Genomic DNA, 24,365 nt, shown 5'->3' on the forward strand with positions numbered 1-24,365 from the left:
GCGTTCACGCCACCCTCGGGCCGCCGAGGCGGTGGCCACTCCCCTTCCAGAAGGGCTGCCCGTGTTGCGCCTCTACACCCTCTACTCGGCTAACGGTCCCGCCTGGGGTTCCCACCAGCGCGTCAGCGCCCAGCCGCCGGGGGCCTGCGTGGTCTTCGTCGTGGACAGCCGCCCGCTGCGCTTTCGGTTGACCGACACACTGCGGCACGACGGGACCTACATCGCCGAGCAGACCGACGACCTGTAGCCACCGTTGGAATGGCCACCGTGCACGGCCGGGCGCTCCTGAAGGAGGGGCTGCTCCGGTCGGCACGGTGGCCACCGTCCCGCGCCGCTTCCGTGCCCAGGACCGGTCCCTGGTGGCCACCCACGCACCCGGTGGCCGCTGCGATAGTTCGTACCCGGACTCGTCATAGGCCTTGTGGCCAGTGGCCGCCGCACGCGTCCTGCTGGTCGGGGCAGGTGCCGCGACCAGCACCGGCGGGCTTCGATGAAGCTGCTCATGATGACGGTCCCCCAGGTCGCCCATCGAGAACTGCGGCCAGGAGCGAACTCCAGCTGCTCACGGTGGAGTTCCTACTCGAAGTCGTCTTCCGCGTCGGTGTCGTCGGCGGGCACGGCCGGGTACGGACCTTGCTAGGTGCGTGGTTCCTGGTCGGCGGTACGGGACTGGACCACGGCCACGTAGACCGTGATCGCGGCCACGAAGACACCGGCGACTGCCAGGGGTGCCGCGGCCACGTCGGCGACCTGCTCGACGACCTTTGCAGGGCCGTCGAGCACGGGGTTCTCGACGGGCCCTCGTCGAAGCCACCACGCGCACAGGGCGCTCAGCAGCTCCAGTGCCAGGGTCAGGGCCATGCCACCGACAAACGTGCGGACGTGCCGGGGAGTTCGGGTCGACGTCATGTCAGGTCTCGCCTTCGGAGAAGTGCAGGTGCTGCTTACGCTGGGACTGTCCCTGACGTGGCCACCGTGTCCTCGGCGGGCGCGTCCTGAGTTGGGGCTCTGCATCCTTGCCATCCGGGCGACGCCACGGCGTGGCACTACGCGATGCGGCGGACCGTCGCCGACGGGGCGCCGTCGGCGGCCAGGACGGTGATGTCGAGACGCTGCCCGCTCTCGTCGCACAGCTCCAGACGTGCCCCTTCCAACGCCCTTTGGGCTTCGGTGAGGTGTTGACGGCGTACCGCCTGGGGCTCGTCGTCCCATGCGGCCACCACCGTCACCTCGCGGGCCAGTGTCCCGTCCACGAACAACGGCACGTCCGCATCCATGAGGGCGCCCAAGGCCTGGACCGTGTCGTGGCGCAGCACCTCGGTGGACAGGAGCTTGAGCGTGGTGGGCCGACTCTGGGCGTTGCGGGCACGGTCGGCAATCATGTTCGCGCTGGCACCCTGCTCGGTGCTGTCGGCGACCATCGCCTCGGCGAGCAGCCGCTTGGCCTCCTGGACTGCCAGCGCGGCCGGCGTCGTGTGGTCCCGGCCGCCGCCGTCCAGTGGCAGCGGCCATCCGGCTCTGACGCACAGATCCTGAAGGTCGAGCCGGGCATCGCCCATCGAGCGCTCCTCGATGTGCGGGCCCGAGGCCTGCCCGGATTCCGGGTCGTGGTACCACCGTTCGACTGGCCTGCTGGACTGCTGGTGCCATCTGGCCACGGCACCGAGGTTGTCGATCACGTCGTCCACGGTCAGCCAAGTCAGCCCCTCCTCATGGAGGGCCGCCAGCAGTCCCTCGAACGTGCGGGCCATCCGGGAAGGGAACTTCACGGCAGGTCGGGGCCATTGGAATCCGCGCACGGGGAGAGCTCCTTCTCGCTGGTGAGACTTCACCGTGGCAGTCAAAGTATTGACCAGTCAAGAACTTGACCATTCCGAGGTGGTGAAACTACACGTGCGAGAGACGGGGCCCCTTCTGAACCGTGCGTAGGTTCGAGCCTACTGGGTCCTGCACGAACCCTCGTCGGCTCACATTCAGGCAGTAATGACCAGCCGACCCGAAGACCACGGGCCCGTCGGCTCCACGGAGCAGCACGCAGCCGGTGCTCGTCAAGGACACTGCCCGTACGGCCGAGGACACTGCCCGCAACTCCCGACTCGTCCTAGTCGGTTGGGCGCTGACCTACTCGGGCGGCGGCGGGAGGGTGCTGTCGAGGAGGCGGGCGGCGCTCTCGTGCCCGTGGGCGCGCAGGAGTTTGACCAGGTCCCACGTGACCTCGTGGCGGACCCGGGTCATGAGGTCTTGGGCCTCGGTGTCGTCGAGGCTGCTCATGCCCATGGAGATCCAGAACTCCGCCTCTTGGGACTCGGTGGTGAACTCCGGCGTGCTCACACCGGGTTCCCGTCGTAGTCGACGGGGTCGCCGTCGGTGCCCAGTCGGAGGGTGAGGCCGTCGGCGTGCGCCTCGTCGGGGCCGTATTCGTGCTGCTGAAGCCAGGCTCCGGCGTGGGCGGCGGCCTCAGCCTGGCTGTTCAGTGGTTCGTCCGCCTCGCCCTGTTCCCCGTCTTCGCCGGTGGCCTCCCAGATGTGTCCGATGTCGTCGGGCAGTTCGGTGAGGACGGCGCGGCCGCCGGCCAGCTCCAGCGTGATGGGGTCGGGGGTGCCGGGCCTGCGGACGGCGTCGGGCCACTTCTTGCGGGCGGACTGGCGGGTGATTCCTCCCCACGCGGTGCCCAGGTCGGGGTATCCGGCGCCGCAGTGTCCGGCCACCTTGGCGGCGGTGGCGGCACGGGATTCGGCGGAGCGGGTGATCTGCCACAGCGCGTGCAGGAGGGCGAGCTGGTAGTCGGGGGCGGCGCTGGCTTCGAGGGGGAAGTCACTTCCGGCCTCGTGGTAGTCGGCGGCGCGGGTGGAGATCGCGCGGGCGAGCCGGTCGGCGGCGTCGTGGACGTCGTCGGCCAGGGTGATGAGGTCGTCCTCGCCGGGCTCGCGCCAGGCCGGGGTGCGGGGGGACAGGACGTCGGTCCAGAAGTCGGGGTCGTCCTTGCGCGGTGTCGGGTTCATATGGACAGCCTAGGATGTCGCTACCTGCGTTGACATCCAAAGGTGTCAATTGGCATATGACAGTTCTGGGTGTCGTTCTGGACCCCGGAACTGTGGGCTTATCCGGAGTCAAGGGCTGCGTAATGAAAACCTGACGATCCATCTTGACTAGCCATCAACCGTAATGAGATCTTTACGGCCATGACGACATATCAGCTGGACGGCCACACCTTCAGGCCCGCGCCCCTATGGGCCACCTCCGGCCCGGACGGGATTGAGGATCTCGTGGGCATGGTGGCCACCTGCAGCTGCGGGTGGCGCGGTGCCGACGGTCTCCCCGGAATGGAGGGGAAGAGCGGAATCCCGCACCCCGACGCCCACCCGGTCACGCAACCAGAGGGCGAGGCCAAGGCCGAACAGTCCGCCGAGAACGAGTGGCTGGACGAGCACATCGACCCCCTCGTCGACACCTCCGTCCCGGCCGGCCTCGCGGACCAGATCCGATCCGTCGGCAGCCAGCTCGACGAGCTGATCCGGGCCGACAAACCGATGGCCGCCCTGGCCGCGGTCCGCCTCTCGGGCGGCTACTTCGCCCGCCAGGCCCGCGACGCGGCCCTGCGCGCAAGCTACCTCGACCACTCCTGGTCGCAGATCGGCGAAGCCCTCGGCATCTCCAAGCAAGCAGCTTGGGAGCGATACGGAAAGTCCCGCCCGGAACGCGACGCGGAGTAGAGGACAGGATGACCCAGTTCGACGAATCGCCTCCCGCACCTTTGTCCCAGCGGGGCCGGGTGCTCGACGTCCTCCTCGACCAACTCACCTTGGAGGACAAGCTGGAGCTGGTCCGCCGGGTGCGGGTCGGCGCCCTGGTCCTGCGGGAGGGGGACCGGGTGGAGGCCCGCCGACGGTTGCGGGGGTCCTACCCGCACGAGGGCCTGGAAGCGGAGGAAGGGGCGAGCGCGGACTCCGCGGACTACAGCGTGGCCTACGACGTCCCGGCCAGGACGTTGGGCCGGGTGCTGCGGGTGCGGCAGTACGTCACCCCGTTCCCGTACAGCGTCCGCTTCGACACCGGCATCGAGCTGAGCCTCGCCGAGGACGAGATCACCGGCGTCGTCGAGCAGCCGTCCGAGCACGAGCGGGAACAGGACGATGCGCTCTGGCACATCCCTGCCGACCGGATGTTCAGCTCGGCCTGCTCGTTGTGGATCGACCGGGTCGGCCGGGCCTGCCCGCAGTTCACCGGCCACCGCGGGCCGTGCGGACTTCCTCCGCGGTAACGCTCAGGGTCCGGCGACCAGGTACGTGATCAGGGCTGCGTCGAGCGCACGGTCGTACCGGTACAGGATGCTGATCCCGCGGCCGCCGGTCTCCTCGGGCAGCAGCTCGACGACGTACGACGACGATCCCGGCCCGGAGTCGGGGACCTCCTCGCCCCGTCCGGGGTCGGATTCGAGGGAGATCCGGATGTCCTCGACGGCGGCCCGTTCACGTGGGCTGAGATCGGCGCGTGCCTTCTCGGCGGCGTCGGAGTAGAACGCGTGGGTCACCGGCCATTGGCCTTCGTGTCGAGCTTGCGGCGGAGTTCATCGGCGACGTCCTCGTCCGTGCGGGCCAGGGCGGCGGCGCCCTCGGGGTCGAGCCGCAGCAGCACCCGGTGCCGGTACGTCTGGATCAAGCGGCGGGCCTGCGTGAGGTCGTCGAGATCGGTGTCGGCCAGCTTCTCCTCGAACTCGTCCACCTCGGTGGATGTGCCGTACGTGCGCAGGGCCAGCCGGAGCTCGCGGACGGTGGTCATGGGCGGGGCCGGGATGGGTGCGTGGTGGTCGGGTTGTGCGGTCACGGTCGCCTCCTGGTCGTCGTCTTCGACGCTACTCGGGGCACGGCCCGCTCCGCACGTACTCCACTGCATCAACGGGCGTTCGCCGCAGCCGTAGATGGAGCGCAAGGAACGGGCACCGTCGCGTACCGGTTCGTGAGCGCGGCCCGCATGACGACCTCGGCCAAGTCCATGTCCTCGGGCACAAGCGTCACTACACCCGTCCCGCGTTCATCACGACGGCGCGGGGCAACCTCTTCCAGCGCAGTCAGCCCGGCCACGTCCAGGTCTGGTCCTGCTCCGCGAACAAACCCTCGCCGCCCGCGCGAGGACCCTCCGGGTAGTGGTCAGGAGCTGGAACAGGGCCAGGGCCGCGCCGACCGGTCGCTGCTGGTCCTGGCGGCCATCACGTTCGAGTTCTGCGGCGGCTAAGCGGCCGCGGTCAGCTTCAGGCACCTGTAGGGGAAGGGGTGTTGGTCAGGCCGACTTGGCTACCGCATACGGCGCGGGGACGGAGTCCGCCGCCTGCTGTGCGGCATCGAGTGCCTGGGCGAAGGCGTGGACGGCCAGGGACGCCTCGCCCGTCATACCGTCCAGTTCGGTTGCTGCGAGGTCATCGCGGGCAGTCCGCGCGAGCAGGTCCAACACGTTGGAATGGGTGTCGGTGAGGTGCTGGATCTGGTGAAGTTCGGTGTACCGGGAGTCGGCGCGTGCGGCTTCGGCGGCGTACGCCTCCAGGGCCGTTACCCGGTGCTCGGCCCCGGCCAGGCTCTGGGCGAGAGCCTGGCGGCGGCCCGCCAGCAGACGGCGAACGCGCTCGCCTTCCGGCTGATCCGGTTCCTGGGCGGCGAGACGGCTGTAGTCCCGCAGACCCTCGGCGATCTCCCACAGGTGCGCCGGGAGCAACAGGTCGTTGCGCTGGCGGTCCAGCAGGTTCTGATGGTGGACGGTGGAGGTGAGCACGGCGGTCAGTGCGGTGCGGGCCCGCGTCAGCAGCACCTGCGCCTCGGCCGTGAGTTCCGAGGGGATCACCATGTGCTCCCGGGCGGCTCGTTCGGCGTCCCGCTCCACGTTGTACCGGCGGGCTGAGTGCCACTGGAAGTAGCCGAGGAGCCCGATGTAAGCCACGCCCATGAGCGCGCCCGTTTGCAGGATGGGGGCCACTTCGGCGAGCTTGCCGAGGAGGAACCCGTTGGCCGTATGCGAGTTGAGGGTTGCGGCAGTGCCGTCCAGGTAGACGGACAGCGCCCCGGCGCCCGCCGTGGCACAGGCAGTCGGTCCTGCTCCCTGGAACATGACGGCTGCCGGCCGGAGCGTCCCTCCCCCGTAGAGAAAGGGACGCTCCCAGGACCTCAGCAGCAAGGTCCGCGTCTTCTTGTCGAGATCGGGGTCCAGTACAGGGCTCTCGGCATCCTGCGGGTCGTACACGATTCAGGTCTCCTGCGGCTCGGTGGCTTGCTCGTGCCTTGCGCTCGGCGCTGGGCGTCCTGTGCGGAACGGTCGTCTGGAACCTGGCCACCGACACGCCGCCCCAACCGCACCTCACTGTCGCAGTTGGTGGAGAGCGGGGCGCGTGCAACTGCCCAAAACGGCCCAGGTGAACCAAATTTCGTGAATCCGAAGAAAATCCGGCCCCCAGAATGGGGCCTCCTGCACCCGTTCTCGTCACCCCCGGGGTGATCGGTCCTGACGGGCTACGAAAGGCCTCCAGCGGGCCGCTCAGGCGTTTTTGCGTCTGGATCGATGCGGTGAAGCTGCCTGCGGGGGCGGGGCCGGGCCGCTGTGACTTAGCGCTGTGGTTGGCCCCTGAGCGTTCTTGTTGGCCCCGGTGCGCATCGTGCTTGGCCCCACGCCCGGGTCTCCCGGCGGGTAGGCCCCGCCGGGACGCGAAGAGGCCCCCTCTACCCTGGCCCGATGATGGATGCTGATGCGCGTGACTTCCGGGTCGGCGACGTGTTGTCGATCGCCTGTCCCTTCACGCCGGCCAGGGTCGAGCAGGGCGTGACCTGGGGCACCATGTCTGTGCGCTGGCCCTGGTGGGAAATCGACAGCGACAGCGACTTCATCCACTGGAACGGCGTCGTTGCCCTGGGCGTGCACTCTGGCGAGTACGTCGCACCTGACATGCAGGCGGAACTGTTCCGTACCGAACCGCCGCCCCAACATCTGAAGGCAGGAGACATCTGTCGGGTTGGAGTGCCACCGACCGTGGTCCACGTGACGGCCGTCGATCACCATGACCCGCCCCTTGAGACGGGCTGGTTGCCCCGCCCGCGACAGACGGTGGCGGTGCTGCGCCGCGGCGTGTCTTACCGCGAGTTTCCGGATGGGAGCCATCTCGACGGCTCGGGATACACCATTCATCCCGACGACGGGATCCCCTTCGGCTTTGAACTGTTGATGCGGCCGTACGCCCACCTCGACCTGGGTGACGAGGTCGCCGACGCCACTGGCCGGGCATGGCGGTTCGAAGGCCCCTGGGAGTGGACGCCCTTCGATGGCGAGCCAGTCAGCACGGGACCCGGCTGGCCATTGGTCCTGCTCACCCGCGCAGGAGCGCCATGCTCCACCGAGCAAGCCGAGGCAGTGGCCGCGAGCACGGTGAACGGTTCGCACCAGGAGACGGTCCGAGACTGGATGTCACTCACGGAGGCCTCCCCGACGCCCTGACCGGTGGCGGCGCCTCCGTCGTCGCCTTCCTGAGCACGGGCCGCCCGTATCACCCCTCTGTGGCATTTCCGCAGGTCAACGGTGTCCGTGCTTTAGCGTTCTAGTTGTCCATCGGGGCCAACTACGGCGCTCAGTCACAGCCGCTGGCGCTCGGTGGACCGTCGAACCTCCCCGTTGTCGCGGTGTGCAGACACGGCGAACGGCGAAGCCGGTGCCACGGGGTGGCACCGGCTTCGTTGCAGGCGCGCGGTGTCCCGCGCCCCGGCGCGCGCTACTTCCAGTTGGGGTCTGCGTAGCCCCAGTCGATGTCCGCGCGCTGGCGACGCCACTTGATGTCGGCTACGTCCCAGTTGGTGTCCTTGCCCATGATGAGCTCCCTCCCCTAGCGCCGCCCGGATCGGCGGCAACATCAAGATCCTAGGGCCCGCTGTCCGTGCAGCGCGAGGCTTTACCGGCACCGCGGACCGCCCCACAACTTCTGCAACTCGGTGCACAGAGAGGGGTTTTGACTGTATTTCAGTCGGTCTGAGCTGCTCTATGCCCAGGACGGAGCACGAAGGGCCGGAGCGGGCGTGCCGCTTTCCGCCTCTCCGCGTACAGTCCTCCTCGCACCCAGACACCACGCTCTTCCGCACATCACTCCCCCACGCTCACACACCTCTTCCTTGACGCCTCGCCCCCGCCGCCGGGGAGCGAGGCGTTCCAGTCTCCGCTGCCCCGCACCGCCGTACGTGCGGGGCAGCGTCATGCCCCAGCTCGCAGCGGGAATACCGCCGCCCATCTCCCCTGGCCACCCAGGACTTGCGCGCCTTGCACCCGCCTCCTGCACAGTCACCTCGTCCCCCAGAACCGGCGAGGCCGCGCCTGTCGGTGCCTTCGCCGTGTACGTCCTGTCGTCCGTCAAGCCCTGTGAAGTCGCGCAGCCGCCAGGTCTTCAGCGCCGAGCGCGCCCAGGCCGGGCGATCTTCGCGAGAACGCGACACCTGGCCGCCCCTGCACCGGCTCCCGCTTCCCCTTCAGCACACCCAGGCACCAAGCCCACCTTGCGGACGAAGTCCCGTCCGTCCTCACCCAGCCCATGGAGAAGGAAGGTCCTGTGCTCCCGACCCGTCTGCCACCCACCCGGTATTGCCTGCTGGTCGCCGTCGGGCTCCTCGTGCTGGTCTATCTGGCAGCACCCCGTCTGCAGAGCCACGGCCCGTCCCCGGCTGTGCTCTTCGCCATCGTGCGGTTCCTGGCCAGGCTCCACCCGAGAAGGACTCGTCGGCCCGCGGCAAGAGCCCGCACTGCCGCCAACGGCCAACCCGGCGCACAGACAGCCCGAGCCACCAGCCACAGGCCCAGTCCACACCGCCCAGTCCACACCGCCCGGGGACATCCGCAGGACCAGCACGCCGTGCTCCGTACCGCCAGCCGCCACCCGCACCCGGACCCCACCCACCCATGTCGGGCAAGACCCATGCACAGGCCCCGTAGCCGTCACCCGCCGCCTCCTTGCGCACCTAGCACTCCGGCCTCACACGCTCCACCTCGCAACATCTGGGCACCCCACCCCGTCGAAACGGCGTACCGCCGACCTCACACCCGAACCGCCACACACCCTTGTCAGGAGACCCTCATGACCTCTCGGAACACCACCGCCCAGCCGCCCGCCCCCACCGCACCGCAACCCGGACCTGCCCCGGCCCCCACCCTCTCGCCCCGGCTCACCACAGCCAGCCCGGCCACCGGCCCATCCGAGCTGCGGCACGCGCTGTTCGTCGGTGCGGCCCGCGGGACCGGCAGCGTCCTCACCTCACGAGCCCTGACCTGGCTCCTCGACCGGATAGCCGTAACCCCCGTCATCGGCAGGATCGTTGAATGGATCAGCCCCAGCGACTGACCCCCGCTCCCCCGACGCCTAAGGGCTCCGGCACACCGAGATGTCGGGTGTGCCGGAGCCCTCGGCCCTCCCGGCTGCCAGCTGCAGCCGCCGTTCGCGTCTGTACCTGCCGGGTCCTTCAGCGGAAGACTGGTCGGGCGCGCCACAGAACCCGAGACCATCATGGCGGTGGCCAACGGGTGGGCCACCGAACCAACGGCCAGCGGCCGCTTCTGTCTGCCCGGGTCACCCCTGGTCAGTGACCGGCCACAAGTGGCCACGCCCACTGGCGGCGGTGCGCTGCTGCTCTTCCTGGTACGCCCGGGCCTCCTCCAGCCGGCGCCGCGCGGTCCGGGACTTGACACCCAGGAGCTTCTCGACGTCCGGGCCATTCAGGGTCCGGCCCTGTTCCTTGGCCTCGTCCAGTTGCTGCGCCAGCAGGGCGACCTGGCCGGCCTTGGTCGTGGGTACCGGCTCGGGCGCTACCGGCATCTGCTCGGGCAGACGGGCCGTTGCCTCGCCCGTGACCGGGATGTGGCCACTGGCCGCGACGTCCGCTGTCTGCCGCTCGGGCGCCCTCGACTGGAGCGGTAGGTGGCCAGTGGCCGAGGCAGTGGCCACCGGCTGCGGAACGTCCGGCACCGGTTGCGGTTGGCCGGTGACCGGAGCGGATTGGCCGCCGCCGAAGAACGGGTGGGGGCCAGTGTCCGGCACAGGTGACCGGTCGTCGGCGTCGTCGGCCGCCGCTGGCCACTGCTCCTGACGCCACCGTGTTTCCACCGGCTGCTCCCCCGCTGTAGGTCTCTCCGGTGTGGCACCTTCCGTCTCCGGCGAACCTGAGGAGCGCATTGCGGCAAGCGAGGTGTCCCGGTGGCCGATGGCGCCCGAGCGGGCCCCGGACACAACCGGCTCCAACTCCTCCGCCGTGAGGGGCTGTCCCGTGTCCGGATCGGTGACGCCGTACACCTCGGCCAGGTAGCCGCCGAACTGCACGGGCGTCGGGAACGCTCCGAGCAGGGCAGCCAACTCCCGGAACGCTGCGTAGTAATCCTCGTCCGTCAACGTTGCCGGATGCCCATCCCGGGTCTCCTCGCGCGGCTGGCTGTCGGCGGTCCGGACATGAGCATCTTCCTGCCCCGTCCGGGTCGGCTCAGATACCGGCCCGTCGACAGGTACATCCTCTGGAGCAGCAGCCTGCTCCAGAGCTGCCGGGGCCGGTGCCGCTGCTACGGGCGCCGGAGGCAGGAGGACAGGTTCGATGCCCGCGGCCGCGAGCCCCGCCGGAGCCGTGTCCGCAAGGGGTATGCCGTACTTCGCGAGGCGCAGCGGCATCAGGGCCTCGATGGGAGCCCGGCGCTTCCAGGACTTCCCGAACCGGGCCTTCAGCCGCGACTGGTAGATCAGCCGGTCCTGCTCCAGCTTGATGACCTGCTCATAACTCCGCAGCTCCCACAGCTTCATCCGCCGCCACAACCGGAAGGTCGGCAGCGGGGACAGCAGCCACCGGGTCAGCCGCACGCCCTCCATGTGCCTGTCCGCGGTGATGTCCGCGATCCGCCCCACCGCATGACGGGCCGCCTCGACGGAGACGACGAAAAGCACCGGGATGACCGCGTGCATGCCGACGCCCAGCGGGTCGGGCCAGGAGGCCGCGCCGTTGAACGCGATCGTCGCGGCGGTGAGGAGCCACGCGGTCTGCCGCAGGAGCGGGAACGGAATCCGCATCCAGGTCAACAACAGGTCCAGGGCCAGCAGGACACAGATGCCCGCGTCGATACCGATCGGGAAAACGTACGCGAAGTTCCCGAAGCCCTTCTCCAGCGCCAGTTCGCGGACCGCCGCGTACGAACCAGCGAACCCGATCCCCGCGATGATCACCGCACCGGTGACCACCACGCCGATCAGGATGCGGTGCGCCTTGGTCAACTGCGGGGCGCTCACGTCGTCAGCCTCTCTGCCTCGGGAAGGAAGAGCGCGATTTCGCGCTCCTCGCACTGGTTCAAGATCCGTCAACCCTGCCATGCGGCGCGTCCTCACCCAAGGGGTTCGTGGCAGCGCATGCGGCCCGTCCACCAGTGGCGTGTTCCTCTGCGGTGTCGCCTTCATCCCAGAACCCCCGGCCCCACTCGGCACATGATGGGCCGCAAAGGGCCGAACCGGGTTTCTGCGCACCGCTCTTACTGTGTGGCCGTCCTGCGGGCCTGGGTGCCGGTCCGTCGTACGCAGTGCGGCTTCAAAACCGGGTTTTGAAGCCGCCCCGTGCGAATCGCCTGGACCAACGCATGTCGGACACCAGCGTCGTGACATCCTGTCCTGGTCCGCTAGTACCGGCAGTGACTGCAGCCGGGAAGCATACGGAAGACGGAGCATTACTCATGGCACGCATGACTGCGGTTGTGAACCGCAAGGGAGGCGTCGGCAAATCGACCGTTACGGTCAACGTCGCAGCCACCACCGCTGAGGTACTGGGCCCGACGCCCGAGGGCAAGGACGACAATGTCGTCGCCATCTCCAGTGACCCGCAAGGTTCATCGAGCTGGTGGTCTGAACGAGTCGGCGATGATCTGCCGTTCTCCTTCGCCCAGGTGAAGCAGGCTCAGGATCTCCACGTCCTTGATCAGATCAAGAAGTCCCGGAGCATCAAGCACGCCTTCATCGACACCCCCGGCTGGATGGACCTTCCCGAAGAGGAACGGCAGAGCGCCGGCGATCCCTTCGGAACGGGCAGTGCCGCGGAGGCGATGCGTCACGTCCTCGCCACAGCCGACGACTTGATCATCCCGATGTTCCCCGAGGGGCTGTCGTACATCCCCACGCAGGAAACCATGAACGAGGTCGTCCTGCCGCTCGGACTCCCCTACCTTGTCGTGATCAATAACTGGGATCCGCGAGACGGAGTCGCCGACCTGCAAGAAGCGCAGGAGTTCGCCCGGGCCAACGGCTGGAAGCTGGCGAACACGGTGATCCGCCGCTACAAGGTGCACACCCGGGCGGCACTGGAAGGCACCGTCGTCACCCGCTACAAGAAGAACCGCGTCGCCATGGAGGCCCGCGAGGACTTCTACAAGCTCGCGGTGGAGATCGGAGCCGGAGGCAAGGGCCGACGATGAGCAGCCGTAAGAAGATCGACATCACAGCCCTCGCCGGTACTGCCCCGGCAGCCGCGAAGAACGACGGCGTCGACACGGCGGTGACCACCGTCCGCATGCACCTGGTGGTCGGGAACCCAGACAACCCGAGGTCCAAGGCGGAGTACACCGACAAGGACGCGGACTTCGTCGAGCTGAAGCAGACCATGTCGCAAGTGGGCCAGCTCCAGCCGATCGCCGTGGTGTCCAGGGATGTGTGGCTCCGCCACCTTCCTGAGCACACGAAGGAGGTCGGCACCGCGCAGTACGTCGCCCTTGGCGGCAACCGCCGACTGGCCGCCGCACGAGCTCTGCGCTGGACCCTGATTGATGTCCGCGTGCAGGACCACCTGGGGAAGGGGGAGGAGCACCAGCTGGACGAGTCGGTACTCATCGACAACATCCACCGCAAGGCAATCGCCCCCTGCAAGGAAGCTCGCTTCCTCAAGCGGATGGTCGCCAAACACGGCTCACAGGACGCAGTAGCCAAACGCATCGGCAAGACCCAGATGTACGTGTCCCAGCGGCTTGCGCTCCTGAAGTTGGCACCGGACCTGCAGGATCTTGTCGATGCCAAGGTGTTCAAGCTGAAGGCCGCCCGCGAACTCGCCGGTCGCACCGCGGACCATGACGAACAGCGCGCCGCGTACGAGGAGCTTGTCGCGGAACCCAAGGCCGCCAAGCCAGAGAAGTCGCAAGGTGTCGAGGCAACGGCAGCTGCCAGTGCGGGGGCTCAAAACGCGGTTTTGGCACCCCCGTCGGCAACGGTGCCCGAACAAGCCTCACCCCCTGACGACGACGAGGTTCAAAACCCGGTTTTGAACTCGGCGGCCTCCCCTCTCTCCCAAGCACAGGTCACTCCGTCCGACTCGGGGCCGACCTCGACCCCGCATGGCTCCGCAGAGGATCTTCAAAACCCGGTTTTGAAGCCGCCCGCCGCAGTAGCCGTAGCGAACCCGCCCAACCTTGGCGGCCTGCCGGTGGACTGGGCAGATGCAGATGAGGTCCTGGCATTCCTCATGGAACACATGCCGCTCGCCAGCCGTAAGCGGCTGGCGAGCCGACTGCTCCGAGAAAACACAGAACTCTGATCCTCACGCACCAGGAATACTCGCAACTCGCAGGCCACCAGGGCACTTGATTCTCACCCTGGTCCCTTCGCAACGCGGGAAGGACATCAGTCCTTGAAACAGAAGAAGGCCCGTCCTGACGCGAGGTTCGCGTCGGGACGGGCCTTCTGATTTCTACCGGTCTGTCACGTGCTTGTCCCCGCGATGGCGTCGTCCAGGAGCGCGGCCACGTCAGCTACTTCGGCCGTGTACGGGTCGACGTAGCCCTCGTGGTCGCTGGCGTCGAACGCGGTTGTCCATGCGCTGATCCAGGCTCCGGGTACCAGCGCCGTCTCCCGGCCAGCCAGTGCGGTGGTGATCCGTGCAACGTCGTGGGAGGCGTGCCCGGTCTGCACGTAGGGGCCAAGACGCAGGAGAGTATGGCCGTTCCCGTCCTCTTTGCAGGCCTCGACGGTGACGGCGTAGTGCGCCGGGTCCATGCCGAGGTCGTCGGGGAGGGACAGGTTGGCGGCGGCGTGGGTGAGGATCGAGTGTCCGGGCTGCCAGACGCCGAGGATCGCGGCCGTCTCGCAGCGGAGCCAGCCGCGTCCGATGTAGCCGAGCTGGCGGCCGTGGAGGTAGGCCACAGCGTGCGGGGTGTCCGGGTGGACCAGGGCCACGGCGATGACCTCGGGGCCGCGGTCGTCGCCGGGCCGGACGTGCGCGCGTTCCACGAACGGACCGACCCGCACGGCGACATCCTGCGCGCTGCCGGGTTCCCAGGGTTGCGGGTTGCGTACGGCGGTGAGCATCGCGCGGAACTGGTCGACGGCGGCCTGGTCCTCGGGGGAGAGGGTGCCGGGGGAGTGACCGCAGCGGCACAACGTGGGTCGCTTCATCGGGTGGGCTCCTGTTCGGGGGTGCGAGTGGCGGTCGGTGGGGCCGGGCTCAGGTAGCGGGCGGCGGTGTTCACGAAGGTGTCGTGGGCGTTCTTCGCGGCCTCGCGGGCGGCGGTCAGGTCGTCGGTGGTGGCGTACGCGGTCCGGATCGCGTAGGTGAGCGTGATCATGTGGTCGGCGGCGGTGCGTACGACCTGGTCCTCGAAGAGGACGCGCAGGGCGACCAGCGGGCGGGTGATCGCGCTGCGGGTCATGTGGCTCTCGCCGAGCAGGGTCTCGATCCGCTCGCGGCTGGCGCCATGGAGGATGGCGCCGCCGCGCCTCCACATTGCCGTGCGGTGGTCGCTGGCGGCGCAGGCCAGCGCGGTGACGGCTTCGAGCCGGTCGCGGCGGATCGCCTCGCCGTGGCTGACGCGTACCGACCGTTCGGCGGCGCGCTCCGCGAAGCGGCCGCTGACGATCGCGCCCAGCAGGGTGGCGACGATGGTGAGGGCGGCGGTGATGAGGGTGGCTAACACGCGGGTCCTCTCGGTGTGCTGATGGAGGGGGAGGCCGGGGAGTGCCGCGCCCCGGCCTTCCGGCCGGGTCGGTGGTTCAGGAGGTCGTGGCCGCGCGGTGGAGGTTGGTGTCCTGCCGTGCGTTCGCCCGCGTGGGGCAGTGTCCGCGCCTCCCCCGTGGGCACTTCAGGGAGCAGGCCGGTGGTCGTCCTTGCTGTGGAGGAAGGCGAGCAGCTGGCGTCCGGCTTCGGTGGGCTGGCGGCCGGTGCCCTCGCAGTCGGCGCACCAGTCCATCTCGGGCCAGTAGGGCTTGAGGTCTGGTGCTTGGTCCACCAGAGCGTCGCGGTGCGGGCCGGGTGGTGCAGCGCGAGCAGCTGGGCGGGGTCGGGGAGCTCGCTCATCTGCTGGTGCAGTGGGTTGGCCTCGGTGATGCCCACGGCGTGGCGGGCGGTGGTCGCCTGCTGGAGCAGGTCGTTGTCCTTGCGGTTCCACTCCTGCCATTCGGCGTTGGGGGTGAGCGGGTCGCCGTTGCAGTGCGGGCACGTCTCTTCGAGGGCGGGCAGCTGCACCGGTTCCGCGGGTTGCCCAGTGAGAGCGGCGCGGAAGTGTCGCAAGGAGGCCGAAATCGCGGATGCCATAGGGGAGTCCTCCTTCAAAGGGTGGAGAGTGCCGGGGCGGCCGGGCTCGTGGCCGACGGCTGCCCCGGGCCGGACAGGGGTGAAGCGGCCCGCCTCATGGGGTGGGCCGCTTCGGGGGTGTGCTGTGCGCAGCGGTGGTCAGCCGCTGGCGGGGGTGTCCATGCGCAGTTCGGCCAGGGCGATCCCGACCGTGGCGCAGGGCCCGGAGCAGAAGTCGCGGGCGGGCATGCGGGAGCCCTGGACATGGATGCGGACCCAGCCGCGGGCCTGCTGGCGGCGGTCCGTGGCCGTGTGGCCGCATCCGTCGACGGGGCAGTCGCCCGGCGGGGGGATGCGGCGTCCGGGCTGGGAGCCGGTGCCGTTGGTGACGTACTGACCGCCGTACCACTCGCGCTGCTTCTGCGAGCGCTTCGTGACGGGCTTGCTGGTGCTCTGGTGCTCGCGGACGGCGGCCAGGCAGCCGCACGCCTCGGTCGCGGGGATCTTGCGGTACGTGTGCTGGCGGTAGCCGCGCATGCTGCCGTGGTCTATCCCCTGTTCCTGGCCGATGACGCTCACCGTGCCGTCCCCCTGTGCCGTGTTGAGTGCCAAGGCCGCGGTGAGGATGTCGGCGTGGTCGAACGCGAGTCGTTCCGGCAGGGCGTTCAGGGGCCACCAGCGGGCGGTGCGGGCGTCGTCCCCGGCGACGATCGGGGTATTGGCGGGGACGACGGCCAGGAAGGCGTCGGTGCTGTACCGGCCGCGGGGGTCGCGGCCGGGCTGGTCCCAGGTGCCGATCTCGCGCAGGGAGTTGGTGGCCACGCGGAGACCGGTCTCCTCCCCGAGCTCCCGGGCGGCGGCTTCACGGCTGGACTCGCCCGGGTCGAGGTGACCACCGTTAGGAACAGTTCACCTGTCTCAGAGCCGCTGTTGTCTCAGTAGATCCGCCCAACGGATCTGCAAGGACTCCGCCTATAGGCGGTCGATGGTGTCTCACGTTGAGCGAAAGATTTTGCCCTGCTGTGACCTGGCGATCCATTGGCTCCGCCCGGTTCCTTGTCGCGGGCCCAGGAACTGGTCGGCGAACTGAGCGGCGACGGCCTGGAAGGGACATTGCCGGAGATGGAATTCCTGATGGCCCGACTGCGCACTCGCGGGGCCCCCGTCGACATTGATCAGCGGGAGGGGTTCCGTTGATGTCGCTGGCCGTTCGGAATTCCTGGATGTCACCGGCGCCGGTGAGCGACTCTTCCGCCATGGAGCGAATCATCGACCTCAACCAGATCTCCCGCGAGTTCGCGGATTCCGAAGGGTTCGACGACGTGAACTCGCCGAACTAGTACCGGTAGCCGGGCCGGTGAGCACGTGGGTTCTGGAACTGTCGGACGACGTCAGAACGTCAGCGGCTCGCGACACGGGATGTCGGCGGTCGGCGACATGGCCGTGATCTCGTATAGCTGCCGTCACCCGCCACGGACTGAGCGTTAGTGATCGACCTGCGGCACACTACCCCGCGGCGGGTTTCGGCTTTGGCAGTGGGATTGGTGTCACCCTCAGCTTGTGCTCAACGCCGCTTGGTTGCCACAGCCGTACAGATTCCAGCCTGTGCTTCGAACGTCGGCCGTGGGGCCGGTAGGGCTGTTGGCGCTGAGAACGATCATGGTTCGCGCGACGGTTTCCCGTGCCGTGATGTGGGGAGGCCAAGGTCACTGCACCGCCGCAGCCGGGAACTGGCGAGGCATCGTATAGAAGCGAACCGGAGAGGCAGAACCTCATGGAACACATCGATCATGCTCGGATGGACGCCGTCGTTGCGGCGTTCAAGGAGGAGATCAATAAGATCACTACCGGTCGAATCCATCCGAGTCTTCTGGAGAGGGTTCGTGTGGATGGGGGTTATGGGGACACCGTTGAGCTGAAGGTGATTGCCAAAATCTCCCCCACGGGCCCCCGGACGCTGAAGGTCACCGTGTGGGAATCCGACTCCCAGGGGGAGGTGGAGAAGGCGATCGAGAAGGCGGATCTGGGGCTGAACGTGGCCAGCGAGGGCCAGGACATCATCGTCCGGCTACCGGAGATGACTCAGGAAGTCCGCGCGGCCTACGCTGCAAAGATCACTGGTGCAGCGAAGAAGAGCCGCGAGGCCGTGCAAGCTGCGGGCCGCGAAGCCGCCGATGATCTGGATGCCCGGCTGAGCGCCAAGACGATGAGCGAGGACGATGCCCGCCGCGCGCGAGAGCGGGTACAGAAGGCCACCGAAGCCCGCATCGGGGAGATCGATGCGGCGGAATCCGACAAGCTCGCGAGGTTGCAGTCGTCCTAGCAGGCGACTGTCCCGCCCGGCCCGGGGAGGACACCTCGGGCCGGAGCGGGCGGTCACCTTTCACGTCCCGGGCATGGTCGCCGACTCTCTCCGCGCCGCTGGCCTGGGGCCCGCAGAGCGGGATGCGCTCGGCACGGGCCACGCCGTACGACGCGGCTCCGGCTCACTGCCGTGTCACCGCCGCGCCTGCGGTCCACCGCCAACTCCTCGACCGCTGCCAGGCACTCAACGGCATGCGGGCGATCCCCGACCAGCGCACGGCCCGCCGCGAGTACGAGAACCGCGTCAGCACGCTCGCACCGACCGGACCCTGATGCCCGTTCACGCCACCTGGCCACAGAGCACGGCCTTCCTGATCGGTGGTCAGCCCAGCGGCACCGGTGCGGTTGAAGGTGAGGCAGACCCCCTGCCATGGACACGACACCCCGCATGGCCCTGGGGCCCGCCGCGTGCCGGCGGTGCGTGCGGGCCCCGTCCTGTGCACGCGGTGGTGTCAGGGGGTGGTCGTGTTCACGGGGTGGGTGTCGGCGGTGTCGGGCTTGTCCAGCGGCCACACATACCCGACCTTCGCGATCGTGTCGTATCCACGGCGGTTGAACACCTCCTTCGCCTCCACGCTTGCGGCCAGCGCGTGGCGCTGACGGCGCGGGTTCCACACCCGGAGCAGCTTGGTGCGGTGCTCACTGGCACGCGGCCCCGTGGCTACGTAGGCGACTTTGCCCTGGGTGACGTACCCCCTTTGGCCAAGCTTGGCCTTGTCCAGTGCAGCAGTCACATAGACGTAGTCGCGCGTGGACTCCTTGTAGAGCTCATAGACGGCATTCCTCACACTCCCTGCTCCAATGCCGGCCGTCCGGGGGAAAACACAGGCGATAGGCCCCATGTCGGTGTACCCCGCTTCGGTCTCCTTCCTGACCACCTTCTTGTCCGTCGTGTACCGGTAGGTGCCCCTGCCCGGCTTGTACAGCTGGTAGAAGGGGATGGTGTCCCCGTGGCACCGCTTCGCGTCGGCGTCCGCCGGAGCGGCCGTCGCCGCCGTACCGGCAGGCAGCAGGCACAGGGCCCCTGCCGCGGCCAGCACCAGCGCCGCCCCCTTCGTCCTCACCGACCGGGCCCGCGCCGTCTTCAGCGGTGTGTGCGAGTCAGAGTGCATGTCGATCCCTTGCCTAGACACCATGATCAACACGCAGCGTACTCAATTGATTACCGGAAGTGTTCGACGTGATGCGGGCATCCCTGATCGTCGGCACTCGAAGCGTAGTAACGCTCCGTTACATGGCGGGTGACGGCAGGTGTACGAGATCACGGCCGAGACGGGTTAACGATCAGTCCGGCGGCCGGTGGGGCGCCGGCGATCACGCGGATCCTCATGATGGGCGGCGTCGAGCAGCCCCCCCCGGCCTCATTCGGCTTCCGGGTGGACGACGGGTCGAGGGCGGCGAGGTAGCGGTACGCGCCGCTGATGGTCAGCCCGAACAGGTCGACCAGGTGCCGCAGGTCTCCCGTCGCCAGGAGTTCGTGGACGATGCGGTCCTCGCGGATGGCTTGTGCGGAGATTCCCAGCACCTTGGTCGCCCAGATGTTGCTGGTCGGCCCGAGATCGGTGGCGGTCGTGCAGTTGATGAAGAAGTGCGGGTTGGCGGTGTTCGGCCAGCGGCGGGTGCGTTCCTCGAGATAGGCGGCCAAGCGTGTGCGCACCGGCTGGGCCAAGGGGATATTGCGCTCGCCCAGGTGGAGGCGCCCGTCGTGGACGTCGGTCAGCATCAGGTGCCGCAGGTCCTGACTTGGCGCGACGAGACTGCCTCCTGGCCCCAACTCTTCCAAACCGACAGGTCGCTGGTCAGCGAGCCGGGCTCGATTGGAGTACGCATCACGAACGCCGTAGGAATCGAAGCGCACATCACCCTGTATCCGGGCGGCTGGGCCGACCTCGACACCCTGACAGACGACAACGTCGTGTGCGACGCCCCGCGGGTCGCATCCGCAGACGCATTCGGCACCCTCCTTGACGTTCACATCGCCCGCTTCTTGAGCTGACTCGTTCGCGGGTCATGTCTCCACAGAGTTGCCGCCGCGCAGGAGACCGAGTCGATTCTGCTCCGGTTTGCGCGCTGCCTTCTTCTTCAGCTCGATGGTTTCGCGATAGAGGTTCGCGGTCACCGTAGCGAGGGCGTCGAGTTTGCCCTGCAGCTCACCAGCCCTCTCGTTGGCCTTGCGGAGCTTGGTCTTCAGCTCGGCGATCGTCTCATCGCGGCGGAGCTCTCCAGGAGTGCGCAGGACGGGGTGGGCGACTTGGATGTCCCATTCCGCCAGGATGTCCTGGGCTCGGTGAACGGTGGCGTGGCTGACTCGGGCCTCGCGAGCAAGGTTCTCCTTCGTCAACGCGCCGTCGCTGTGCAGGGGTTCTCCGGCCAGAAGTCGGACCATGGCCTCCCGCAGCTTGTCGGCGGTCGCGGCGGATACCGGCATCAGGCGTTCTCCTTGAGTCGGTCGATCTGTTGGGTGGCGGAGCGGACCTCCGCGAGCCTGGCCAACGCCTGATCGCGCAGAGGCTTGGAGAGTTTCTTTGTCACAAACTCCACCAGGTCGGTCTCCTCCATCCGCCAGATCCGTTCGTGCGACAGCGTCAGGACGGAGTTGCGGCACCGCGAGGGCTGGCACGCTCCCAGCAGCGGTGCTTGGCCGCGCTGGGCCGGCGGGAGCTGGTTCTGGCACTCTGCGGTGGGTGCGTTCCACATGCAGTGGTTGACCGTGCCCAGGTGCAGGTCGGCGAACTCATCCCGCAGCAGGGTGATCTCCAGCCGCTCGTCAGCGATCTCGGCTCGCAGTGTCGGAGTCTGGGCGATGGCGGCGTTGACCTTGTCCAGTCCGGCATGGAAGCGCGCGGCACCGGGGCCCACCGCGATGGTCCCACCGCTACGGCGGGCCTTGAGAAGCCCTACGAGCTTGCGGGCGGCCGCCGTCTGCAGGTCGGAGTCGAACTCCTTCGCCCACTTGGCATCGATCTGGCCATATGCCCCGGACAAGCGGTTCGCGAGAGCGCGTCGCGCCGCGTGTTTGAGCTGAATGCCCACGGCGATCTCACCGTCCGGCTGCTGACTGGCGATGATTGACATGGTTCTGCGGAACATGTGCGGGCGGACACGCCCACTTGGTATCTCCTCCAGGCAGGTGAGGTGCCGGTTGGCATTCACCTGCGCGATGAAGAGGTCGATGTCGGCCACCGCCTTGATACCGATGCGTCCCGCGCCCAATGCTGTGAAGAGGTGGGTGTCGTGCCAGGACAGGCGTTCGGCCACCGCCAGGGTCTGCGCGACCGGCTCGATGATCCACCAATTCTCTTTCGGCATCGAGGAGTCTCCCTTCACCTTGCGGGAGCCAATCGCCGGGGCACCGTAGTGCTGGGTGAGTGCGCCGCGCTGGATCTCCTGAATTTCCGAGTCGCGCATGGCACTGAGCGCGGCGACGAAGATGTAGCAGGCTGCCCTGAGCAGGTGAAGCTCCAGGATCAGCTTCCGTTCGTAGCTCACCACTTGGTGAGTACCTGCCGCCAAGACGCGCAGGACAGCCTCGCGCCGAAGCAGGCTGGCCTGGCCTGTGGTGTTGAAGAGGCTTATCTGCCCGGGCGTTTCGAGTACGAGCTCTTCCAGCCTGGACCACACCGGCTCACCCGCACGGTCCCCAACGGATCCGTTCGCATGGACGGGGATGACGTTGGTCGGATCGGCCAGCCACCCGTGGAGCGTGTCGTCCAGGGACTGCCGCGAGCGCTTGAGTGACACCTGTGCAGGGAACTGCGACACCCTCCGCCTGACCTCCGGGGGATCGAGAGATTCGACCCTGCCGGTTTCCTCGATCATCCGCAGGACTTCCGACCGGCGCCTCACTCCCTGTTTGGCGCGGCCGATCTCGAAGATCTTCTTGCTGGTGCCTCCCGTGATGTTCCGGCTGAGCAGAGCCCATATCGGGGCCCCCTTCGATTGACTCCGGGAGCCGTACGCGTTGAGGGGTACCAGGTTCGTGGGGTCAGCGAGCCACTGCTGCAACCGCGTGTCAGTGCTGCCCACTCCGAGACCACGCGGCGACGGATCCTGCACCGTCAACCGGTCCGTCTCGCGGTCTCGCCGATCCAGGATGTCTGCGGAGAATCGGTCGATGTAGGCCCAGGCCGCCCGCAGCAGCGGCCACCAGACCTCCGGCGAAATCGACGGCGTGGACAAATTGTCGCTGGCCGCGAGCTTGGCCACCTCGCTGTCCGTCTTCCCCGGCCAGGGATCCTCCAGCACTCCGGTGCCAGTCAGAACTCCGGAGTACCGCACCAGGCGCCGTACGGCGCCGACCGCACTGCGTACCGACTCAGGCCCAGTGCTCGAGGCACGGTGGTCGATATATCCCTGCCAGTCTTCAGTCGCCCACATCTGCAGGTCATCCGGCATGCCTTCCTTGACCGCCCAGGCGCCCAGGGCAGCCAGGCAGATGCACTCCTTGCGGGCTGTGGCCGGACTCCAGATCTTCCGGCCAGGGAAGATTCCCGCGTCCCTCAGTGCTCGGTGGTGAGGATTGAGCATGCAGAACACGACCTCCCGTGCCCGCAGGTTCCAGACGGGTTCGAGCGGGAAGGAGCACTTCCACTCATGCGGCTTTCGGTTTGCCGGGCGCCTGAGGCAGTCGCAGGGCCACTCGTCGACACGCCCGAACACCGGCCCCTGCACTCCGGGGAGTTGACCGGACATGGCCGTATAGACCGGCTCGTCGTCGGCGAAGGTGCGCGATGCCAGCCGGCCTAGAACGGCAGCAGAGGTGGGGGCGGTCATCGGTCGTACTCCGTTCGCATGCCCAAAGGCAGGTTGAGGCGGATGCCCTGTTCCTCAATCGCCCGACGGGCCGCAGGCAGGTGCTCGGCACACTCCTCGAACACCTCGGCCAAGGCCCTGGCCTGGCGCCCCCAGACGGCTTCCCAAACCATGGGCGGCTGAGTCAGGCGCATCTGCTCGATGTGGTCGTACAACAGCAGTTGCTGCGGCAGTTGAGTGACGAACACGACGGCGTTGCCGCAGATCATGCACATCGCCGGCGCGACATGGCAGAGCTTGCCCGGGCTGCTGTGCGGGGAGTCCAGGGGGTCCTTGCAGTTGCTCACGCCCATGTCCAGCTCACCGGCGCTCAGCGCCGCTCCCAGCTCCGGGCTCACGCCCAGCGCCTGGGCGACCTCGGGCTCGCCCAGGCGGGGCTGCGCCTGGGGCGCGACCAGGACTGGCTTGGCCGCGAGCCGGTCGAAGACGAGCTGCTGAGCGCGGTTCATCGCCGCCCCAGCCAGGACATGCGCGGTGGTGCCGTGAGCGTAGTGCCCCTGGAACACCTGAATGCTGTGGTCGTCTCCTGCCATGTCGGACAAGGTGCCGCCCAGGGCGACAACCCGCGTGGTCTTCGCGGTCTTGCGCAGACGACGCGCTTCATGCGGCTCGGAGATATCCAGGACGGCCGCGCCGGATGCGTCGATGTGTGACGCGATCCAGTGCGTGAAACGCCGCCCCGGATCAACGAACCGGGCAAAGCGGGCGTCCATGGTGCTGCGATTCTCGGCGGATTCGACCGCGGTGAACAACCAGGGCTCGCCGCCGAATACCTCGCGTGTCAGCGCGGTGGCCTTCACCAGACGCCGCAGCAGCCCGGCAACGTCCCACTCACCGCGGCCCTCGTAGGCGAGTTCACCCGGGCCCTCACCCTCCTCCAATGGCCGATCGATCACGTGATAGTCGGCGCGGATCCGCGTAGCGCGGTTCTTGACCTGGACGACGCGCACCCCCTGGGCGCTAAATTCAAGGTCCGGGACTTGGAGCGCAGCCAGTTCATCGGTGGTGCAGTCGAGCATTGCGAGCAGCAGCAGCACCCGGAACGGGTGCAGGTCCAACTCCTGGGGAAACAGCAAGCCGTTGGCAGCCCGCATGAGACCGTAGCGACCGGCGAGGGCGCCCTTGCTGGCCGGGCGTACGTCCCGCAGTTCCTCAGGCCAGTACCTGGCGTGAGGCGGAAGGCCGGCTTCTAGACCGGCGCTGGTCAGCACGCGGTGGCGAGCGGCCCAGACCAGGTTCGCCAGTTCCCTCCAGCCGTGCTCGCGCGGATCCCGGCCGGCCGCCAAGAGCTCTCTGCCCCGGGTCAGCCGTTTCTCCAGAGCCCGGAGATCCTCCTGGGCCGCGCCCTTCAGGGCCAAGCGTTCAGCGTTGGAGAACTCGTCGAACGGTTGGCTGGTGGCCTTGCGGGCGCTGGCGGGCGCCGCCGCGCGTTTGCGGAGCTTGTCCGGCACCTTCGCGTCCCGCTCAGCACGGTGGTGGATCAGCACCAGCAAGGCCCTGGCGAACTGCCATGGCCGTCCCGCGTCCTGCGGAGACTTCGCCAGGAGATCGTTCTCCCAGGCGTAGATGACTTCGGTGAGGTCGATGCGGTCATCGTCCAGGCGGGCATCGGCCGGGTCCAGGCCCGACGCGATCAGATACGGGCCGGTGAACTTCGCGAATGCGCGA

General features: G+C 68.2%; 26 protein-coding genes and 1 pseudogene. 10 read left to right on the plus strand and 17 right to left on the minus strand.

Annotation, left to right across the window (positions count from 1 at the left end; genetic code table 11):
- The first annotated feature begins 61 nt into the window (after positions 1-61).
- Complete coding sequence (locus ACIO3O_RS40050; protein WP_401755031.1) at positions 62-247, plus strand: hypothetical protein; 186 nt, start codon at positions 62-64, stop codon at positions 245-247.
- A gap of 389 nt (positions 248-636) precedes the next feature.
- Here the strand turns inward: ACIO3O_RS40050 and ACIO3O_RS40055 are convergent, their stop codons facing one another.
- From ACIO3O_RS40055 to ACIO3O_RS40070, 4 genes are all read right to left on the minus strand, one after another.
- Positions 637-909 carry a hypothetical protein gene (locus tag ACIO3O_RS40055; RefSeq protein ID WP_401755034.1) on the minus strand — a complete coding sequence of 91 codons (273 nt, stop codon included), beginning with the start codon at positions 907-909 and terminating at the stop codon, positions 637-639.
- 137 nt (positions 910-1,046) lie between these two features.
- Positions 1,047-1,751, minus strand: a complete 705-nt coding sequence (locus ACIO3O_RS40060; protein ID WP_401755037.1) for a hypothetical protein — start codon at positions 1,749-1,751, stop codon at positions 1,047-1,049.
- A 370-nt stretch (positions 1,752-2,121) separates the two neighbouring features.
- Positions 2,122-2,331, minus strand: coding sequence for a hypothetical protein (locus ACIO3O_RS40065; protein WP_401755039.1), 210 nt, complete (start codon positions 2,329-2,331; stop codon positions 2,122-2,124).
- Positions 2,328-3,002 (minus strand): hypothetical protein, encoded by a 675-nt coding sequence (locus tag ACIO3O_RS40070; protein WP_401755042.1) that lies wholly within the window; start codon positions 3,000-3,002, stop codon positions 2,328-2,330. The genes ACIO3O_RS40065 and ACIO3O_RS40070 overlap by 4 nt, the downstream gene beginning before the upstream one ends.
- 180 nt (positions 3,003-3,182) lie before the next feature.
- On the opposite strand from ACIO3O_RS40070, the gene ACIO3O_RS40075 reads away from it, so the two are divergent.
- Together ACIO3O_RS40075 and ACIO3O_RS40080 are read left to right on the plus strand one after the other, a co-directional pair.
- Positions 3,183-3,713, plus strand: coding sequence for a hypothetical protein (locus ACIO3O_RS40075; protein WP_401755045.1), 531 nt, complete (start codon positions 3,183-3,185; stop codon positions 3,711-3,713).
- Positions 3,714-3,721: 8 nt separating this feature from the next.
- The gene (locus tag ACIO3O_RS40080) at positions 3,722-4,261 is read left to right on the plus strand and encodes a hypothetical protein (RefSeq protein WP_401755048.1); all 540 of its coding nucleotides are present in this window, start codon (positions 3,722-3,724) and stop codon (positions 4,259-4,261) included.
- Between the two features lie 3 nt (positions 4,262-4,264).
- On the opposite strand, the gene ACIO3O_RS40085 is transcribed toward ACIO3O_RS40080, so the two are convergent.
- The 3 genes from ACIO3O_RS40085 to ACIO3O_RS40095 all read right to left on the minus strand — a co-directional run bounded on the left by ACIO3O_RS40085 (position 4,265) and on the right by ACIO3O_RS40095 (position 6,228).
- A complete protein-coding gene (locus tag ACIO3O_RS40085) occupies positions 4,265-4,531 on the minus strand; it encodes a hypothetical protein (protein ID WP_401755051.1) in 267 nt (88 codons plus the stop codon).
- A complete protein-coding gene (locus tag ACIO3O_RS40090; protein WP_401755054.1) occupies positions 4,528-4,824 on the minus strand; it encodes a hypothetical protein in 297 nt (98 codons plus the stop codon). Before ACIO3O_RS40090 ends, ACIO3O_RS40085 begins: the two co-directional genes overlap by 4 nt.
- A gap of 453 nt (positions 4,825-5,277) precedes the next feature.
- Positions 5,278-6,228 (minus strand): hypothetical protein, encoded by a 951-nt coding sequence (locus ACIO3O_RS40095; protein ID WP_401755056.1) that lies wholly within the window; start codon positions 6,226-6,228, stop codon positions 5,278-5,280.
- Between the two features lie 486 nt (positions 6,229-6,714).
- On the opposite strand from ACIO3O_RS40095, the gene ACIO3O_RS40100 reads away from it, so the two are divergent.
- Positions 6,715-7,470: a hypothetical protein gene (locus ACIO3O_RS40100; protein ID WP_401755059.1), complete on the plus strand. Its 756-nt coding sequence runs from the start codon at positions 6,715-6,717 to the stop codon at positions 7,468-7,470.
- Between the two features lie 1,618 nt (positions 7,471-9,088).
- Complete coding sequence (locus ACIO3O_RS40105; RefSeq protein WP_401755062.1) at positions 9,089-9,352, plus strand: hypothetical protein; 264 nt, start codon at positions 9,089-9,091, stop codon at positions 9,350-9,352.
- 225 nt (positions 9,353-9,577) lie between these two features.
- Here ACIO3O_RS40105 and ACIO3O_RS40110 read toward each other — a convergent pair whose 3' ends face one another.
- The gene (locus tag ACIO3O_RS40110) at positions 9,578-11,272 is read right to left on the minus strand and encodes a DUF2637 domain-containing protein (RefSeq protein ID WP_401755065.1); all 1,695 of its coding nucleotides are present in this window, start codon (positions 11,270-11,272) and stop codon (positions 9,578-9,580) included.
- 434 nt (positions 11,273-11,706) lie between these two features.
- On the opposite strand from ACIO3O_RS40110, the gene ACIO3O_RS40115 reads away from it, so the two are divergent.
- Positions 11,707-12,441 (plus strand): ParA family protein, encoded by a 735-nt coding sequence (locus ACIO3O_RS40115; protein ID WP_401755067.1) that lies wholly within the window; start codon positions 11,707-11,709, stop codon positions 12,439-12,441.
- Positions 12,438-13,550: a ParB/RepB/Spo0J family partition protein gene (locus ACIO3O_RS40120; RefSeq protein ID WP_401755070.1), complete on the plus strand. Its 1,113-nt coding sequence runs from the start codon at positions 12,438-12,440 to the stop codon at positions 13,548-13,550. Before ACIO3O_RS40115 ends, ACIO3O_RS40120 begins: the two co-directional genes overlap by 4 nt.
- Before the next feature lie 164 nt (positions 13,551-13,714).
- Here ACIO3O_RS40120 and ACIO3O_RS40125 read toward each other — a convergent pair whose 3' ends face one another.
- The 4 genes and pseudogenes from ACIO3O_RS40125 to ACIO3O_RS40140 all read right to left on the minus strand — a co-directional run.
- On the minus strand, positions 13,715-14,407 hold the full coding sequence (locus tag ACIO3O_RS40125; protein WP_401755073.1) for a hypothetical protein: 693 nt from the start codon (positions 14,405-14,407) through the stop codon (positions 13,715-13,717).
- Complete coding sequence (locus ACIO3O_RS40130; protein WP_401755075.1) at positions 14,404-14,925, minus strand: hypothetical protein; 522 nt, start codon at positions 14,923-14,925, stop codon at positions 14,404-14,406. Before ACIO3O_RS40130 ends, ACIO3O_RS40125 begins: the two co-directional genes overlap by 4 nt.
- A gap of 165 nt (positions 14,926-15,090) precedes the next feature.
- The gene (locus ACIO3O_RS40135; protein WP_401755078.1) at positions 15,091-15,237 is read right to left on the minus strand and encodes a hypothetical protein; all 147 of its coding nucleotides are present in this window, start codon (positions 15,235-15,237) and stop codon (positions 15,091-15,093) included.
- A gap of 443 nt (positions 15,238-15,680) precedes the next feature.
- Positions 15,681-16,406: pseudogene (locus ACIO3O_RS40140) on the minus strand (NUDIX domain-containing protein); the annotation flags it as partial.
- 889 nt (positions 16,407-17,295) lie between these two features.
- On the opposite strand from ACIO3O_RS40140, the gene ACIO3O_RS40145 reads away from it, so the two are divergent.
- Both ACIO3O_RS40145 and ACIO3O_RS40150 read left to right on the plus strand, forming a co-directional pair.
- Entirely contained in the window at positions 17,296-17,844 is a 549-nt protein-coding gene (locus tag ACIO3O_RS40145; protein WP_401755081.1) for a ribosome-recycling factor, read from the plus strand.
- 122 nt (positions 17,845-17,966) lie between these two features.
- Positions 17,967-18,158 (plus strand): hypothetical protein, encoded by a 192-nt coding sequence (locus ACIO3O_RS40150; protein ID WP_401755084.1) that lies wholly within the window; start codon positions 17,967-17,969, stop codon positions 18,156-18,158.
- Positions 18,159-18,337: 179 nt separating this feature from the next.
- On the opposite strand, the gene ACIO3O_RS40155 is transcribed toward ACIO3O_RS40150, so the two are convergent.
- Both ACIO3O_RS40155 and ACIO3O_RS40160 read right to left on the minus strand, forming a co-directional pair.
- Positions 18,338-18,997 carry a hypothetical protein gene (locus ACIO3O_RS40155; protein WP_401755086.1) on the minus strand — a complete coding sequence of 220 codons (660 nt, stop codon included), beginning with the start codon at positions 18,995-18,997 and terminating at the stop codon, positions 18,338-18,340.
- Between the two features lie 149 nt (positions 18,998-19,146).
- Entirely contained in the window at positions 19,147-19,608 is a 462-nt protein-coding gene (locus ACIO3O_RS40160; RefSeq protein WP_401755089.1) for a hypothetical protein, read from the minus strand.
- Here ACIO3O_RS40160 and ACIO3O_RS40165 point away from each other — a divergent pair.
- Positions 19,591-19,881 (plus strand): hypothetical protein, encoded by a 291-nt coding sequence (locus ACIO3O_RS40165; RefSeq protein ID WP_401755092.1) that lies wholly within the window; start codon positions 19,591-19,593, stop codon positions 19,879-19,881. The two genes, ACIO3O_RS40160 and ACIO3O_RS40165, sit on opposite strands and share 18 nt — an antisense overlap.
- Before the next feature lie 12 nt (positions 19,882-19,893).
- Here ACIO3O_RS40165 and ACIO3O_RS40170 read toward each other — a convergent pair whose 3' ends face one another.
- Genes ACIO3O_RS40170 through ACIO3O_RS40180 form a run of 3 tightly spaced genes read right to left on the minus strand, consistent with a single transcriptional unit; the run spans position 19,894 to position 24,190 of the window.
- Positions 19,894-20,313 (minus strand): hypothetical protein, encoded by a 420-nt coding sequence (locus ACIO3O_RS40170; RefSeq protein ID WP_401755095.1) that lies wholly within the window; start codon positions 20,311-20,313, stop codon positions 19,894-19,896.
- The gene (locus ACIO3O_RS40175; RefSeq protein WP_401755098.1) at positions 20,313-22,658 is read right to left on the minus strand and encodes a hypothetical protein; all 2,346 of its coding nucleotides are present in this window, start codon (positions 22,656-22,658) and stop codon (positions 20,313-20,315) included. Before ACIO3O_RS40175 ends, ACIO3O_RS40170 begins: the two co-directional genes overlap by 1 nt.
- On the minus strand, positions 22,655-24,190 hold the full coding sequence (locus ACIO3O_RS40180) for a hypothetical protein (protein WP_401755101.1): 1,536 nt from the start codon (positions 24,188-24,190) through the stop codon (positions 22,655-22,657). Before ACIO3O_RS40180 ends, ACIO3O_RS40175 begins: the two co-directional genes overlap by 4 nt.
- Between the last annotated feature and the right edge of the window lie 175 nt (positions 24,191-24,365).

This window comes from Streptomyces sp. NPDC087440, from assembly GCF_044744005.1.
GTDB lineage: Bacteria > Actinomycetota > Actinomycetes > Streptomycetales > Streptomycetaceae > Streptomyces.